8 protein-coding genes are annotated in these 15,558 nt (G+C 65.6%); 2 read left to right on the plus strand and 6 right to left on the minus strand.

The genetic code is table 11. The features are described 5' to 3' along the window. Positions 1–2,170: DNA ligase D (ligD, locus tag DY468_RS19965; protein ID WP_164606645.1), on the plus strand; the 2,170-nt coding region annotated here is incomplete at its 5' end. 84 nt (positions 2,171–2,254) lie between these two features. Here ligD and DY468_RS19970 read toward each other — a convergent pair. Next, positions 2,255–2,419, minus strand: a complete 165-nt coding sequence (locus tag DY468_RS19970) for a DUF3309 family protein (RefSeq protein WP_164606647.1) — start codon at positions 2,417–2,419, stop codon at positions 2,255–2,257. Positions 2,420–2,597: 178 nt separating this feature from the next. Here DY468_RS19970 and DY468_RS19975 point away from each other — a divergent pair, with 178 nt between their 5' ends. Next, positions 2,598–2,906 (plus strand): polyhydroxyalkanoic acid system family protein, encoded by a 309-nt coding sequence (locus tag DY468_RS19975; protein WP_164606649.1) that lies wholly within the window; start codon positions 2,598–2,600, stop codon positions 2,904–2,906. A 403-nt stretch (positions 2,907–3,309) separates the two neighbouring features. Here DY468_RS19975 and treY read toward each other — a convergent pair whose 3' ends face one another. The 5 genes from treY to treS all read right to left on the minus strand — a co-directional run bounded on the left by treY (position 3,310) and on the right by treS (position 15,553). Next, positions 3,310–6,096, minus strand: a complete 2,787-nt coding sequence (treY, locus tag DY468_RS19980; protein ID WP_164606651.1) for a malto-oligosyltrehalose synthase — start codon at positions 6,094–6,096, stop codon at positions 3,310–3,312. Next, positions 6,096–7,868: a malto-oligosyltrehalose trehalohydrolase gene (gene treZ, locus DY468_RS19985; protein ID WP_164606653.1), complete on the minus strand. Its 1,773-nt coding sequence runs from the start codon at positions 7,866–7,868 to the stop codon at positions 6,096–6,098. Before treZ ends, treY begins: the two co-directional genes overlap by 1 nt. Further along, positions 7,865–9,946: a glycogen debranching protein GlgX gene (gene glgX, locus DY468_RS19990; RefSeq protein ID WP_164606655.1), complete on the minus strand. Its 2,082-nt coding sequence runs from the start codon at positions 9,944–9,946 to the stop codon at positions 7,865–7,867. Before glgX ends, treZ begins: the two co-directional genes overlap by 4 nt. Positions 9,947–10,103: 157 nt before the next feature. Further along, the gene (glgB, locus tag DY468_RS19995) at positions 10,104–12,254 is read right to left on the minus strand and encodes a 1,4-alpha-glucan branching protein GlgB (protein ID WP_164606657.1); all 2,151 of its coding nucleotides are present in this window, start codon (positions 12,252–12,254) and stop codon (positions 10,104–10,106) included. Next, on the minus strand, positions 12,251–15,553 hold the full coding sequence (gene treS, locus DY468_RS20000) for a maltose alpha-D-glucosyltransferase (RefSeq protein ID WP_164606659.1): 3,303 nt from the start codon (positions 15,551–15,553) through the stop codon (positions 12,251–12,253). Before treS ends, glgB begins: the two co-directional genes overlap by 4 nt. Positions 15,554–15,558 lie beyond the last annotated feature (5 nt).

Below are 15,558 nucleotides of genomic sequence, written 5' to 3' on the forward strand. Positions count from 1 at the left end.
AGGTAAGGGTAAGGCACCGAAGCCGTTCATGCTGCGCGAGGCGGCCGCGAAGGCGACGGCGGACGCGGTGTGGGATTCCAGCAGCGGGCTCGCCGCCGACGAGCGGGCCAAGGCCGGCGCTGCGAACAAGGCGAAGGCCAAGCCGAAGACGCCCTCCAAAGCGAAAGCTGCTAAGGCCACAAAGCCTACGGTGCGGAGTAAGTGGGCCAGTCGTGGCAAGCGCGCGGCGATGCCGGACTTCGTACCGCCGCAGCTCTGCACCTCGGTGGAGCGGCCGCCCAGCGGCGACGGCTGGGGCCACGAGATCAAGTTCGACGGCTACCGGATGCAGCTCCGCGTCGAGCATGGGCGAGCCAAACTGCTGACTCGCAAGGGTCTCGACTGGACCGCAAAGTTCAGCGCGATCGCGGAAGAAGCGGCGTCGCTGCCGGACGCAATTCTCGACACCGAGGTGGTGGCGCTGGATTCACACGGCCAGCCGGATTTCGCCGCGCTGCAGGCCGCGCTGTCCGACGGCGACACCGACAACCTGATCTGCTTCGCGTTCGATCTGCTCTATGCGGAGGGCGAGGATCTGCGCCGGCTGCCGCTGTCCGAGCGCAAGGAGCGGCTCGCCGCGTTGCTGAAGGCCGCACGCGGCCGTCGCAAGGAAGCGCTGATCCGCTACGTCGAGCATTTCGAAACCGGCGGCGATGCCATTCTGCAGTCGGCCTGCAAGCTGTCGCTCGAAGGCATCGTGTCGAAGAAGCTCGATGCGCCGTATCGTTCCGGCCGCAGCGGTGGCTGGACCAAGGCGAAGTGCCGCGCCGGCCACGAGGTGGTGATCGGCGGCTGGAAGACCACGAACGGCAAATTTCGCTCGCTGCTAGTCGGCGTTCATCGCGGCGATGACCTGGCCTATGTCGGCATCGTCGGCACCGGTTTCGGCCAGGATGTCGTCAAGCGCATCCTGCCCGAGCTGAAGGCGCATGAAACGGATAGCAGCCCCTTCAGCGGCGCCAATGCGCCGAAGAAGACGCGCGATGTCTACTGGGTGACTCCGGAGCTGGTCGCCGAGATCGAATTCGCCGGCTTCACCGGCGGCGGCATGGTGCGTCAGGCTGCCTTCAAGGGACTGCGCGCCGACAAGCCGGCCGCGGCGGTCGAAGCCGAGGAGCCGCAGCAGGTCGAGCTGGCCGAACCAAATCCGAAGCGCCGGGCCGCCAAGACGGCGAAGCCGCGAAAGGCTGCGGGCAAGCGCGCCGCGCCCCGCCGCGCCGACGCTGCCCGGTCCGAGGTGATGGGCGTGGTGATCTCCAAGCCCGACAAGGAGTTGTGGCCGGCGAGCGACACCAGCGGCGCGGTGACCAAGCGTGATCTGGCCGATTACTTTGCCGAAGTGGGCGACTGGCTGATCCCGCACATCAAGGGGCGGCCGTGTTCGATCGTGCGCGCGCCGGACGGCATCGACGGCGAGCATTTCTTTCAGCGCCACGCCATGCCGGGAATGTCGAACCTGATCAGTCTCGCCAAGGTCTCGGGTGACCGCAAGCCGTATGTGCAGATCGACCGCGTCGAAGGCCTGATCGCTGTGGCGCAGATCGGCGGCGTCGAACTGCATCCGTGGAACTGCGCACCCAACCGCTACGACGTGCCGGGACGGCTGGTGTTCGATCTCGATCCAGCCCCCGAGGTCGGGTTCGACGAGGTGATCAGCGCCGCCAAGGAGATGAAGCAGCGCCTCGAAGCGCTGGGGCTCGCGACGTTCTGCAAGACCACCGGCGGCAAGGGCCTGCATGTCGTGGTGCCGCTGAAGCCGGACGACAGCATCGACTGGAAGGCGGCCAAGACCTTTGCCCAGACGGTGTGCGCGCAGATGGCCGCGGACAGCCCCGAGCAGTACCTGCTCAACATGTCCAAGCAGAAGCGCACGGGAAAGATCTTCCTCGATTACTTGCGCAACGACCGGATGTCGACGGCGGTCGCGGTGCTATCGCCGCGGGCCCGCACCGGCGCCACCGTGTCGATGCCGGTGACGTGGTCGCAGGTGAAGGCCGGCCTCGATCCCAAGCGCTACACGATCGAGACCGCGCCCGCGTTGATCAAGCGGGCCAAGGCGTGGACGGACTACGAAAAATCCGCATCTGCGCTGAAGCCGGCGATCAGGACGCTGACGTCGGGCCGGATTTAGGTGCTGGTCCCTCGATGCGCGATGGCCGGGCGTTCGAGCCCGGCCATCGCCGTGTCGGTCAGCAAACGATCGCGCTGCGGTGCGTCAGATCTTGCCGAGCAGCAGCAGGATCAGCAGGATCACGACGATCAGACCAAGGCCGCCGCCGCCGTAGTAACCGGTGCCGTAGAACGGACCGCCGCCGACCCCGGTGAAGCCGCCCAGCAAGGCGATGATCAGAATGATCAGGATGATTGTGCCGATGGACATCTCGCTCTCCTTATCACGACGGGTCGCCCGAATGCTCCGCCTGTCGGGAAGGAGAACACGGCGTAACAGTGAAGGTTCCGAGGCGGAAACTCGGCGCCGTGCGTAGCGCCCTGTTATTTTCGCAACGCTTGCCTAGATAAGGAATAACCAAATCCAGATCAGTGACGAGGATGCCGCGATGTCAGCTCCGCTTGTCGTATCGATTCCCCATCGCCTCGGCCGCGACGAAGCGCGGCGCCGGCTGCAGGCCGGACTCAGCCGCGCGGCGATCAACGTGCCGGTTCTGAAGGTCGACGAAGAAACGTGGCGCGGCGACCGGATGCTGTTTCGCGTCCGCGCGCTGGGGCAGGTCGCGGCCGGCCAGGTCGATGTGGCCGAAGATCACGTGCGGCTCGAAGTGCGCCTGCCTTGGCTGTTGCAGAAATTCGCCGACGCGGCGAAGGTCGCGATTCAGAAGGGCGGACATCTGATGTTGGAGAAGAAGTAATCGGTGTGCGCCGCACGCAAATTTCGGCGACGCAGCAAGTAGTTATGCTGGTGTTTCGTTAATCTTCAAGTAAGCGAATCTTGAAATTCTGATCGGGCGGGTGAGGGAACCGGTTTTCCTGATCGGCACAAACCCCGCCAGGCCGTCCGGCTTCAGCTCCCGGGCGGCCTCGGTGTTTGTGGGGGGGGCGCACGACCGTTCGCCGCTGTCGATGGCCGCACGCTTGCACAGTTTGTCCCCGAGTCATTCAGGGGCGCGCGGAGCGCGAACCCGGAATCTCGAAGCGAGCAGGGCTTTGCGGGATTCGGTGCAGGCGGCAGATTCCGGGTTCGCTCGCTGCGCGAGCGCCCCGGAATGACGGGGTGGCAAATGGCTGAATAGCGGCTGTGACCGCACGCCGCGCTCAGCCGCGCCTTGTCCGTTTTGAGCCGGCGATGCGGGCGCGGCGGACTGCGACCGGGATGTGGCTGAACAGCTCGCGCAGCGGCAGTTCGCCGGTGCTGTTGTCGCCGTCGGCGGTTTCGACCACATAGCCTCTGCTATCCACCGCACCATCGAAGGCGTTGCCGGTGGGCCATTGCCGGCCTTCGCCGGACAGCGTTGCGAACACCTTGCCAACCACCACGATCAGGGCTTCGGCGCCGCGGGTGCGAGCGAACGCGATGGTGTTGTCGCGATGCGGCCCGGAGACCGCAAGCGGCCGGTAGTCGCCGTCGGTGAACAGCTCGGCGTGCTCTTGCCGCAGCCGCAGCAGATGGTGGGTCCAGGCCAGCTTGACGCGGCCGTCGCTCCAATTCGCGATCAGCGCCTCCCAATCCGGCGGCTGCTGCAGCGCCTCGAGCGCTTCGGCGCGGGCGCCGAAATCCACCGGCCGGCGGTTGTCGGGATCGACCAGCGAGAAGTCCCAGAACTCGGTGCCCTGATAGAAATCCGGCACGCCCGGCATGGTCGCTTTCAATGTCACCTGGCTCAGGCTGTTGAGCGCGCCGAGCAGCGACAGCCGCCGGTGCACGCTCTCGACCGATTCCAGAAATGCGCTCGACAGCGCCGGATCAAGAATGCGGTCGATGAACGTGCGGACGCCCTCTTCGTAAGCGAGGTTGGGGTTGAGCCAGTTGGTCTCCTGCTTGCCCTCGCGCGCGGCCTTCAGCGCAAAGCCCTGGAAGCGGTCGGCGAAATCGGGATCCGGCGTCAGCGGCCAGGCGCCGAGCAGCGCCTGATACAGCATGTATTCGAACGCCGCCGAGGGCGCGCGCATTTCGTTGTCGATCACCAGATGCGGCGCGTTCAGCACTTTCCACTTCGCCACCAGCCCGGCCCATTCGCCGGGCATCTCGGCGAGCGCCAGCAGCCGCGTGCGGGCGTCTTCGCCGCGCTTGGCGTCGTGGGTCATGGTCGCGGTCATGCCGTGCGGCCAGTCCTTGGCGCGGCGCTGCATCAGTGCGTGAAAGGCGACGACCGGCAATTCCGGCGCGGCGGGATCGCCGCCGACTTCATTCAGCGCCAGCAGCCGATGATAACGATAGAACGCCGTGTCCTCGAGCGACTTGGCCATGGTCGGCCCGGTGAATTGCTGCACCTTGTGGGCGAACCGGCGCACCCGCGGCTTGGAATGCGGCGCGCGGCCCGGCTTCACCAGGTCCATCGTCAGCACGTCCTTGAGGAAATCGAAGATGCCGTCGTCGGCGCCGAACCAGTCGGCGCGCGCCTTGGCAATGGTTTCTTCGATCAGCTCACGGTCGAGCCGCGTCGGGCCGCCGCCGGTCAGATAGGTGCGGTACACCGGGAAGTGCAGCACGTAGAGTTCGAACGCCTGGCGCAGATTGTCGGCGGAGAAGTCGCGGGTCGAATAATGCCCCGAGGCGATCCGCGCCAGCAGACGCGCCAGCACGGTGAATTCGCTGAGCAGCAGCGTCTCCAGCACCCGGCGCTTGGCCGCCTTCAGCACCGGGTCGAATGCCGGCGAGGTGTTGCTGACCTGACGCCATACTTCCTCCAGCGGCTTCAGCCCGGCGCCGTCGAGCAGCACGCGGGTGATGACGTTGAGCCATTCGTAGCCGGTGGTGCCGTGGACGCCGGCGAAACGATGCAGCGCCTCGCCCTCGCCGAGGATCTTCTCGATCACGGTGTAGAGCGGTGGCGCGTCCGGCCCCTGGGCGTCGTGCGCCAGCCGGCGCAGCCGCTGAAAATACTGCGCCGGATCGCGCAGGCCGTCGATGTGGTCGAGCCGCAGGCCGTGGAGCTGACCGTCCTGGAGCAGCTTCTTCACCCGGCTGTGGATCGCCGCGAAGGTGCCGGCATCCTCGACCCGCAGGCCGGCGAGGGTGTTGACGTCGAAGAAACGGCGATAGTTGATCTCGCTCGACGCCAGTTGCCAGTGCCCCAGCTTGTAGTGCTGGCGCTCGAGCAGATTGTGCAGCGCCTGGATCTGCGAGGTGCGGCCTTCGCCGGCCCGGTAGGCGTCGAGCCCGCGCGCGATGATTTCGGCCGCGCCCGGGATCGCCTTCAGCGCAGCCTTGAACTCAGGTGCTTCGTTCCGCGAGGGGCGGCGCAGCCCGGTGTAGCGCGCGGCGAGCTGCAGGATCGCGCGGCCCGTCTCGGTCTCGGCGGCATCGGCCTCACGCACTACGGTGCGCAGGATCTCGCTGTAGCGCTGCGGCGCGATTGGCAGCCGGTGCTCGTAGTACCACGCCGAAAAGCTGCCGTCCGTATGATCATAGCGCAGCTCGATCTCGCCGCCTTCGAGCGCCTTGCCGTAGGACGAGCCGATGATCGGCAGCAGCACGCCGCCGCGGGCGCGGAACGGCAGCATCTCCCAGTCGATGTCGAACGACGCGGCGTGCGGCGAGGCCGGCCCCCATTCGAGTACGTCGAGCCACCACGGATTGTCGGCGTAGTGCACGCCGACATGGTTCGGCACGAAATCGAGGATCAGACCGATGTCGGCCTGCTTCAGCGCGGCGCTGAGCCGCGCAAAGCCCTCTTCGCCGCCGAGCTCAGGATTGAGCTTGGTGTGGTCGACGATGTCGTAGCCGTGGGTCGAGCCCTTGCGCGCCTTCATGAACGGCGACGCATAGACGTGCGAGATGCCGAGCCGCTTCAGATAGGGGACGATTGCGGCGGCTGCGTCGAAACCGAAATCGGCAGTGAGTTGCAGGCGATAGGTGGCAGTCGGTATCGCAGGAGGCATTAGGGATGCTCGAGGCGCCAGGACACCGCCCAAGGCGGAATGATCCGGGTCCAATCGCCGCCCCATAAAATAGTTCCCGACGCGGCCGGCGGGCCACCGTCGCGCTCCTGGTCCGACAGATTGGCGACGAGAGCGAGTGTGGCGCCGTCCGCCAGTCGCCAGTGTGCGGTCAGCAGCCCGCCTTCGGCGATCTCGGCGCTGCCGAAGCGTGCCCCGTCGAGCCGCGGGACGATCGCGTTGCGGCGGACCTGCAGCAGCCGCGATACCAGCGCCAGCCGCTGCGCGCCGTCGCCGCCGTCGCGTTCGCGCCAGTCGAGCACGGCGCCTCTGAACGCATCCTCGCTGAGCGGGTCGGGGACTTCGTCGCCGTATTTCTCGTAGGCGCCGGCGAATTCCTTGCGGCGGCCGGCGCGCACCGCTTCGGCGAGATTGCCGTGGAAGTCGCAGAAGAACGGGAACGGCGCCTTCGAGCCCCATTCCTCACCCATGAACAGCATCGGCACGGTCGGCGCCAGCAGTGTGATCGCCAGCGCCGCCTCGATTGCTTCGGGGCGGCCCAGGTTTTCCAGCCGGTCGCCGAGCGCGCGGTTGCCGATCTGGTCGTGGTTCTGCAGGAAGTTGACGAAGGCCAGCGGTGCCAGCTCGCCGCTCGGCTCGCCGCGCGCCACGCCGCCGCGATGCGCCGACGGCTCGCCCTGATAGGCGAAGCCGGAGCCGAGCGCGCGGGCAAGATGCTGCAGCGGTGCGTCGGCGTAGTCGGAGTAATAGCCGTGGCGTTCGCCGCTCAGCGCGACGTGCCAAGCGTGGTGATAGTCGTCGTTCCACTGCGCGCGATATTGGCCGCGCGGCGGATCGGTGACCGGATCGAGCACGGCGGCGGTGTTGTCGTCGTTCTCCAGCACCAGATGAATGTGACGGCCGGTTTCGGCCGCCAGCTTGCCGGCCTCGCACGACAATTCGTGCAGCATCGGGATTTCGCCCTGGTCCGGGATCGCATGCACGGCGTCGAGCCGCAGCCCGTCGAACCGGTAGTCGCGCAGCCAGTGCAGCGCGTTTTCGATCGCGAAGGCGCGGACCTCGGGAGCGTAATAGTTGATCGCGTTGCCCCATGGCGTGTGCGAGTCCGAGAAAAAGCCGGGTGCGTAGCCGCCGAGATAATTCCCCTCCGGGCCGAAGTGATTGTAGACGACGTCGAGAAACACCATTAGGCCGCGCGCATGCGCTGCGTCGATCAGTGCCTTGAGGTCTTCGGGACGGCCGTAGGCGCTGTCAGGTGCGTACCAAAGCACGCCGTCGTAGCCCCAGTTGCGTTGCCCTGGGAAATCTGCGAGCGGCATCAGTTCCAGTGCGGTGATCCCGGTCGCGACAAGATGGTCGAGCTTGTCGATCATCGCGCGGAAGCTGCCTTCGGGCGTGAAGGTGCCGACATGGGCCTCCAGCAGCACGGTCTCGGCCCAGGGACGGCCACGCCACTCTTCGGCGCGCCAGTCGTAGGCGGCGTGGTCGATCACTTCGCTCGGGCCGGCGATGTCGTCGGGCTGAAATAACGAGCCCGGGTCCGGCACCTCGAGTTCGCCGTCGATCCGAAAGCGATAGCGAGTGCCGCCGCCGAGCCCGGCGATCTCGGCGCGGTACCAGCCGGCCTCGTCGCGCCGCATTGGACGCGTCGCGCCGCCGTCCAGCATCAGCTCGACCTTCTGGGCATTCGGCGCCCACAGCCGGAATTCGACGCCGCCCGCGGTGATGCGCGGTCCGAAGCTGCGGCCGCTCATACGGTGACCCCGGCGAAAGCCAGCACCGAGCGTGGCGGCGCCGAGCTGATGCTGCCGAATTTCAGCGGCGCGACCTGGACGGTGTCCTTGGTGGTGTCGAACAGCTGGTGCCAGTTCGGATAGTCGGTGGTCTTCGGCAGATGGAAATCGATCGCCTCGGCGCCGGAGTTCAGCACGATGAAGAGGGCGTCGCCGCCGGGCTCGCTCGGGCTCAGCATGTAGGCGAGGAAGCGGCCGTCCGGAAATGCCCAATCCTGCTCGGTCATCTCAGCCGCCGACGGCGTCAACCACAGCACGCCGTAGGAACCATCGGCGCGGCGACCGTCGAGCCAGCGCCGCGAGCGCAGCTGCGGGAAGCGACGGCGGATGTCGGTCATCAGCCCGACGAACTCCACCATGTCGTCTTCGGTGTTGGCGCCGTCCCAGCCGACCCAACCGATCTCGTTATCCTGACAATACGCGTTGTTGTTGCCGGACTGCGAATTGGCGACCTCGTCGCCGGCGAGCATCAGTGGCACGCCCTGTGCGAGGAACAGGCAAGCGAGCTGGTTCTTGCGGAGCTGGCGGCGCAGGGCGAGGATCTTCGGATCGTCACTCGGTCCCTCGACGCCGCAATTGATGCTGTGGTTGTCGTTTGAGCCGTCGCGATTGTCTTCGCCGTTGGCGAGATTGTGCTTGTGCTCGTAGCTGAACAGGTCGGCCAGGGTGAAGCCGTCGTGCACCGTGACGTGGTTGATGCCGGCGCGCGGCATCCGGCCGTCGCGGTTGAACATGTCGGATGAGCCGGTCATCCGCCGTGACACTTCGCCGATCAGGCTGCCTTCGCCGCTCCAATAGCGCCGCATCACGCTGCGGTAGCGGTCATTCCACTCCGACCATTGCGACGGGAACGCGCCGACCTGATAGCCGCCCATGCCGAGATCCCACGGCTCGGCGACGAGCTTGACGCCGGCCAGCACCGGATCCTGGCGGATCGCGGTGAAGAACCCGCCCTTCTGGTCGAAGCCGTTCGGTCCGCGCGCCAGGGTGGTGGCGAGGTCGAAGCGGAAGCCGTCGACGTGACAGACCTCGACCCAATAGCGCAGGCTGTCCATCACCATCTGCAGTACGCGCGGATGGTTCAGATTGACCGAATTGCCGCAGCCGGTGAAGTCGTCGTAGTAGCGTGGATTGTCCGGCTTCAGCCAATAGTACGATGCGTTGTCGATGCCGCGGAACGACAGCGTTGGGCCGAGGTGATTGCCTTCGGCGGTGTGATTGTAGACGACGTCGAGCAGCACTTCGATGCCGGCATCGTGCAGCCGCGCCACAGTGGTGCGGAACGAGTCCAGCGGATTGTCCTTGTCCGCCGCGTATCGCTGCTCGGGTGTGAAGAACGAGATCGTATTGTAACCCCAGTAGTTCACCAGCTTCTTCTCGACCAGGACACGGTCATCGACAAAGCCGTGCACCGGCAAAAGTTCGATCGTGGTGACGCCGAGGCGTTTGAAATGCGCGATCATCGAGGGGCAGGCGAGCCCGCCGAAGGTGCCGCGCAGCCCCGGTGGGACGTCGTCGCGAAGCTGGGTCAATCCCTTGACGTGCGCCTCGTAGATGATGGTGTCTTCCCAGCGCACGCCCGGCCGGGTCTCGCGGCGACCGCTGCCGACGGTCTCGTCGACCACCACGGCCTTCGGCATTCCGCGGGCATTGTCGCGGCGGTCGAACGACAGATCTTCGCGCGGGGAGCCGGTGCGATAGGCGAAATGCGCCTCGCTCCACACCAGCCGTCCGTTCAGCCGCTTGGCATACGGATCGATCAGCAACTTATGTGCGTTGAAGCGATGACCGTGTTCGGGATCGTAGGGACCATGCACCCGATAGCCGTAGAGCTGTCCGGGCGAGATGTCGTTGAGATAGCCGTGCCAGACGTCTTCGGTCCGCTCCGGCAATTCGATTCGTTCGAGTTCGCGCCGCCCCTGATTGTCGAACAGACAGAGCTCGACCTTGTGGGCGTTGGCGGAGAACAGCGCGAAGTTGGTGCCGCGCCCGTCCCAGGTCGCTCCGAGACGGAGGTCGGTTCCGGCGGTGAGGCGCATAGCGAGTGTCCCGATCTCGAAGTTCGCATAGCCTGCGACTGTCTTTGTTAGCGAACTTCGGAATCGAAGGACACTAGTAAATCTGCCATTCCAAGTCGCCGTGTGTAAAACGATGCGCACGGCTCAGGGCGCCGCGCGCATCGTACAACCGTCACACTCAATCCTCGGGTGTCAGGAAGATTGCTGCGAGTGGCGGAAGCGTCAGGCTGAGTTCGGGGACCAGGCCATCGCGCGGATGGACCTCGCCGCCGTTGCCGACATTGCTGCCGCCGTAAGTCGCCGAATCCGAATTAAATACCTCTCGCCAGCGCCCCGCGAACGGCACCCGCACGCGATAGTCTTGATACACGTTCGGCGAGAAATTGACGATCACGAGGCAGCGGCTGCGGGTGTCGTTGCCCTTGCGCATCCAGGCGAACACGTTGCGGTCGGCGTCGTCGGTGATCAGCCATTCGAAGCCGAACGGATCGCAATCGAGCTGATGCAGCGCCGGCAGCGAGCGATACAGCTTGTTGAGGTCGCGCAGCAGCGCCTGGACGCCGGCGTATTTCGGAAAGTCCAGCAGATGCCAGTCGAGCGAGCGGTCGTGGCTCCATTCGCGCTCCTGGCCGAATTCGCTGCCCATGAACAGCAGCTTCTTGCCGGGGTGGGCGAACATGAAGGCGTAGTAGGCGCGCAAATTGGCGAAGCGCTGCCATTCGTCGCCCGGCATCCGGCCGAGGATCGAGCGTTTGCCGTGCACCACTTCGTCGTGCGACAGCGGCAGAATGAAGTTCTCCGAGAACGCGTAGTGCAGGCCGAACAGAATCTGACCGTGGTGATACTTACGGTGGATCGGGTCCTTGGAGATGTAGTTCAGGGTGTCGTGCATCCACCCCATGTTCCATTTGTAGCCGAAGCCGAGTCCGCCGAATTCCACCGGGCGCGACACCTGCGGCCAAGCGGTGGATTCTTCGGCCGCCGTGGTGGCGTTCGGGAATCTGCCGTACACCTGGGTGTTGAAGCGGCGCAGGAAGTCGATCGCCTCGATGTTCTCGCGACCGCCGAACTTGTTCGGAATCCAGCCGCCGGCGGGGCGGCTGTAGTCTAGATACAGCATCGACGCCACCGCATCGACGCGCAGCCCGTCGATGCCATAGCGCTCCAGCCAGAACAGAGCATTGGCGGTGAGGAAGTTGACGACTTCGGTTCGGCCGTAATTGTAGATCAGCGTACCCCAGTCGAGATGCCGGCCCTGCATCGGGTTGGCGTGCTCGTAAAGCGCGGTGCCGTCGAAATTGCCGAGGCCGTGCGGATCGTCCGGGAAGTGGCCGGGCACCCAGTCGAGGATCACGCCGATGCCGGCGGCATGGCAGGCGTCGACCAGGGCGCAGAAGTCTTCCGGCGTTCCGAACCGCGAGGTCGGCGCGTACAGGCCGGTCGGCTGATAGCCCCACGAGCCGTCGAACGGATGCTCGCTGACGGGCAGGAATTCGACATGGGTGAAGCCCATGTCACGGACATAGGCCGGCAGTTGTTCGGCCAGCTCGCGATAGGTCAGCCACTGGTCGCCGTCCTTGCGGCGCCACGATCCGAGATGCACCTCGTAGATCGACATCGGCGCGCCGAGCGCGTTGATGCCGTCGGGCGCGGGACGCGGCTGCGGCAGCTTGGCGGCGTCGACCACGATCGAGGCGGTCTTCGGCCGCAGCTCGGCGGCGAACGCCAGCGGATCGGACTTCTGCGGCAGTTGCTCGCCGTGCTTGCCCGATATGTCGAACTTGTAGCGGTCGCCGGCGCGGGCACCGGGGATGAACAGCTCCCAATAGCCGTTGCCGCGCACCCGCATCGGATGGCGCAGCGGATTCCAGTAGTTGAAGTCGCCGACGACGCTGACGCGTCGCGCATTCGGCGCCAGCACCACGAAAGCGACGCCATGGACGCCGTCGAGCTCCATCGGATGCGCGCCGAGCTTGTCGTACAGTCGCTGATCGGTGCCTTCACCGAGCAGATAAAGATCGAACTCGGTCAGGATCGGCGGGAAGCGGTAGGGGTCCTGCAACTCGACGGTAGCGTCGCCGAAGCCGGCGCGCAGCGTGTAGCGCGACGAGTTGCCCGGGACCGGCCCGGCGAACAGGCCGGCGTCGTGCAGCCGCTCGAGCGGCGCGGTTTCGCCGTTGGCGCCGACCACCTCGACCGCAGTGGCGTCCGGCAGCAGCACACGGATGACGGTGCCGCCGTCCTGCGGGTGGGGGCCGAGGTAACGGAACGGATCGGCGTGGCGCCCTTCGAGAACTGCGTAGGCTTCGTCGTTCAACAACTCGGTCATGAAATCTCCTCGGGCGGCGGCGACAGGATGCGCAGAATGCCGGCGAGCGGCACACGCAACCAGTCGGGACGGTGCGCGATCTCGTAGTCGATCTCGTACAGCGCCTTTTCAATCAGAAAGAAGTCGAGCCAGCGATCCGCCGCCTCTGGATCGGCCGGCCAGACCGGGCTCGCGCCCATGGTCTGACGGTAGCCGTCGAGGAAGGCGGCGGTGGCGCGGATACGCCAGAGCTCGAGTGCCTCGCTCAGACGGCCGGGCTCGTCGGACGGCGACTTGAGAGCACGCGTGAGTGCGGCGGTGGTCGAATAATCGATCGAGCGCACCAAGCCGGCGACGTCGCGGGCCGCCGGCGCCTTGGCTCGGCGTTCGGCCAGCGTGCGGCGCGGCTCGCCTTCGAAGTCGATGATGTAGACGTCGTCCTTGACGATGAGCATCTGGCCGAGATGGAAGTCGCCGTGGTGACGGATGTTCAGTCCGCCGTCGTCGCCGAGCAGTTCGGCGATGCGGCCGATCAGTTCGTCGCGTGCCGACAGCAGACGATCCACCAGCGCCTTGTCGGTATCTCCGAAGCTGTCGCGGCGGCGGCGCAGTTCGCCGAGCACGCGTTCGGCAGATGCCGTGACGGTCGCCACCCAATGCTGGGCATCGTCAGCGTCGATCGGCTCCGGCGTGAAGTCGGCGACTTCGGGATGACCGGCAAGGGCGAGGTGCATCTCGGCCACGCGCTGGCCGGTGTGCTGCATGAAGTGCAGATACGGCGCGAACTGATCGCTCTCCGGCGTCTCGGCGTCGGCGGTCAGAACGCGATGTTCGTCGACGTATCGATCGAGATAGCCGGCGGTCAGAGTCCAGCCGTCGCCCTGATTGCCGACGAATTCGTGCACCACTGCGATCGCCGTCGTGGTGCCGCCCTCGACCAGTTCGACGCTCCCGAGCAGCGCCGGGGTGTTGCGATAGCCGGCGACCTCGGTGAGGAAGCGTCCCATCTCCAGCTCGGGATTGATGCCGACCTGCAGCCGCCGATACAGCTTGACGACGTAATCCTCGTCGATCAGTGTGGTCGAATTCGACTGTTCGGCATCGACCGGACGGATGTTTTGGAACGGACCCGCCGGACGTTCGGCGAGCTGCGAGCCGGGACGGAATTCGAGCCGGTTGCCATCATCGCCGACCACGACGAGCGCCTTGCGGACATTCCGCAGCAGCAGGTCGATGAACGACGGATCGGATGCAACGTCGACCAGCGTTCCCTCACGCGCGCCCTGGCGGACTGCGGCGAACGCCCGCGGATTGTAGCGCTCCCGGTCGAACCGCACCCAGTCGATCTGCATCGGCAACAGATAGCGCGCAGTCGTTCCGCGAAGCGTCGCTTCGAACAACGCCAGCCAAGGACGGTTGTCGTCGTCGTTGTCGAACGGGATCGCCGATGTCACCCGCGGATGGATCGCGCGCGGATTCCGCTCCGGGAACCAGCGGGTTCGCGACAGGAAGGTCGGCAACACCTCGTGCTCGAACATCGAGCGGGTGCGGCCCAGCGTCATCCAGGTCGAGCCGAGCGGCACCACCAGCGTGATGAATTCGGGCACGGTCGAGGCCGGTGCCACATGCGCAGCGGTGCCGGGCTCTTCCAGCCTGAACCAGTAGAATCCGAACGGCGCCAGGGTGATCATGTAGGGCAGTTCGCCGATCGCGGGGAATTTGGTGCGGCCGAGCATCTCCTGCGGCACACGGTCTTTCCACGGCGACAGATCGAGCTCGGTCGCCTGCGCGGCGCGCGACAAATTGGCGACGCACAGAATGACTTCGTCCTCATGCTGCCTAACATAGGCGAGCACCGCGCGGTTGTTCGGCCGGATGAAGGTCATGCTGCCACGGCCGAACGCCGGCGCGGATTTGCGCACAGCGATCAGCCGCTTCATCGCGCTGAGCAGCGACGACAGGCTGCGCTGCTGCGCCTCGACGTTGACCGAGGCGTAGCCGTACACCGGATCCATGATCGGCGGTGCATACAGCCGCGCCGGGTCGGCACGCGAGAAGCCGCCGTTGCGGTCGGACGACCACTGCATCGGGGTCCGGACACCGTTGCGGTCGCCGAGATAGATGTTGTCGCCCATCCCGATCTCGTCGCCGTAATAGATGATCGGGGTGCCGGGGAACGACAGCAACAGCGAGTTCATCAGCTCGATCTTGCGACGGTCGTTGTCCATCAGCGGCGCCAGGCGGCGGCGGATGCCGACGTTGATCCGCGCCCGCGGATCGGCCGCGTAGGTCTTCCACAGATAGTCGCGCTCGACGTCGGTCACCATTTCGAGCGTAAGCTCGTCGTGGTTGCGCAGGAACATCGCCCACTGACAGTTCGGCGGAATCTCCGGCGTCTGCCGCATGATGTCGGTGATCGGGAAACGGTCTTCCTGCGCGATCGCCATGTAGATCCGCGGCATCAACGGGAAGTGGTACGCCATGTGGCATTCGTCGCTGTCGCCGAAATACTGCTGGACGTCTTCCGGCCACTGGTTGGCTTCGGCGAGCAGCAGCTTCCCCTTGGCGTAAGCGTCGAGTTCGGCACGCAGCCGCTTGATGACGGCGTGGGTCTCGGGAAGGTTCTCGTTATTGGTGCCGTCGCGCTCGCACAGATACGGAATGGCGTCGAGCCGGAAGCCGTCGACGCCATTGTCGAGCCAGCGCTTCATCACCTTGACGACCGCGCTCACGACGCGCGGATTGTCGAAATTCAGATCGGGCTGATGCGAGAAGAACCGGTGCCAGTAATACTGGCCGGCTTCCGGATCCCAGGTCCAGTTCGATTTCTCGGTATCGGTGAAGATGATCCGCGTGCCCTGGTACTTCTGGTCGGAGTCGCTCCAGACGTACCAGTCGCGGGCGCTGGAGTTCTTCGGGCTGCGGCGGGCCCGCTTGAACCAATTGTGCTGGTCGGAGGTGTGATTGATCACCAGCTCGGTGATGACGCGCAGATTGCGGCGCTTGGCCTCGACGATGAAACGGCGAAAATCCTTCATCGTGCCGAAATCGGGATTGATCGAGCCGTAGTCGGCGATGTCGTAGCCGTCGTCGCGCTGCGGCGACGGATAGAACGGCAGCAGCCACAGCGTGTTGACGCCGAGCTCCTGGAGATAGTCGAGCTTCTCCGTGAGGCCGGCAAAATCGCCGATGCCGTCATTGTTGCTGTCGGCGAACGCTTTGACGTGCAACTGGTAGATGACGGCGTCCTTGTACCAGAGCTCGTCGGAAGTGTCCGTGTTCGGCTGCTCGCTCGCCGCGATCGATGTCATCTTGTTCATGATTT

Source organism: Rhodopseudomonas sp. BR0M22 (assembly GCF_010907035.1).
In the GTDB taxonomy this organism is placed as follows: Bacteria; Pseudomonadota; Alphaproteobacteria; order Rhizobiales; family Xanthobacteraceae; genus Rhodopseudomonas.

Bases quoted from the DNA above. Each gene is read 5' to 3' on its own strand.
- DY468_RS19970 (WP_164606647.1), bottom strand. From the start codon at position 2,419: ATGTCCATCGGCACAATCATCCTGATCATTCTGATCATCGCCTTGCTG.
- DY468_RS19975 (WP_164606649.1), top strand. From the start codon at position 2,598: ATGTCAGCTCCGCTTGTCGTATCGATTCCCCATCGCCTCGGCCGCGAC.
- treY (WP_164606651.1), bottom strand. From the start codon at position 6,096: ATGCCTCCTGCGATACCGACTGCCACCTATCGCCTGCAACTCACTGCC.
- treZ (WP_164606653.1), bottom strand. From the start codon at position 7,868: ATGAGCGGCCGCAGCTTCGGACCGCGCATCACCGCGGGCGGCGTCGAA.
- glgX (WP_164606655.1), bottom strand. From the start codon at position 9,946: ATGCGCCTCACCGCCGGAACCGACCTCCGTCTCGGAGCGACCTGGGAC.
- glgB (WP_164606657.1), bottom strand. From the start codon at position 12,254: ATGACCGAGTTGTTGAACGACGAAGCCTACGCAGTTCTCGAAGGGCGC.
- treS (WP_164606659.1), bottom strand. From the start codon at position 15,553: ATGAACAAGATGACATCGATCGCGGCGAGCGAGCAGCCGAACACGGAC.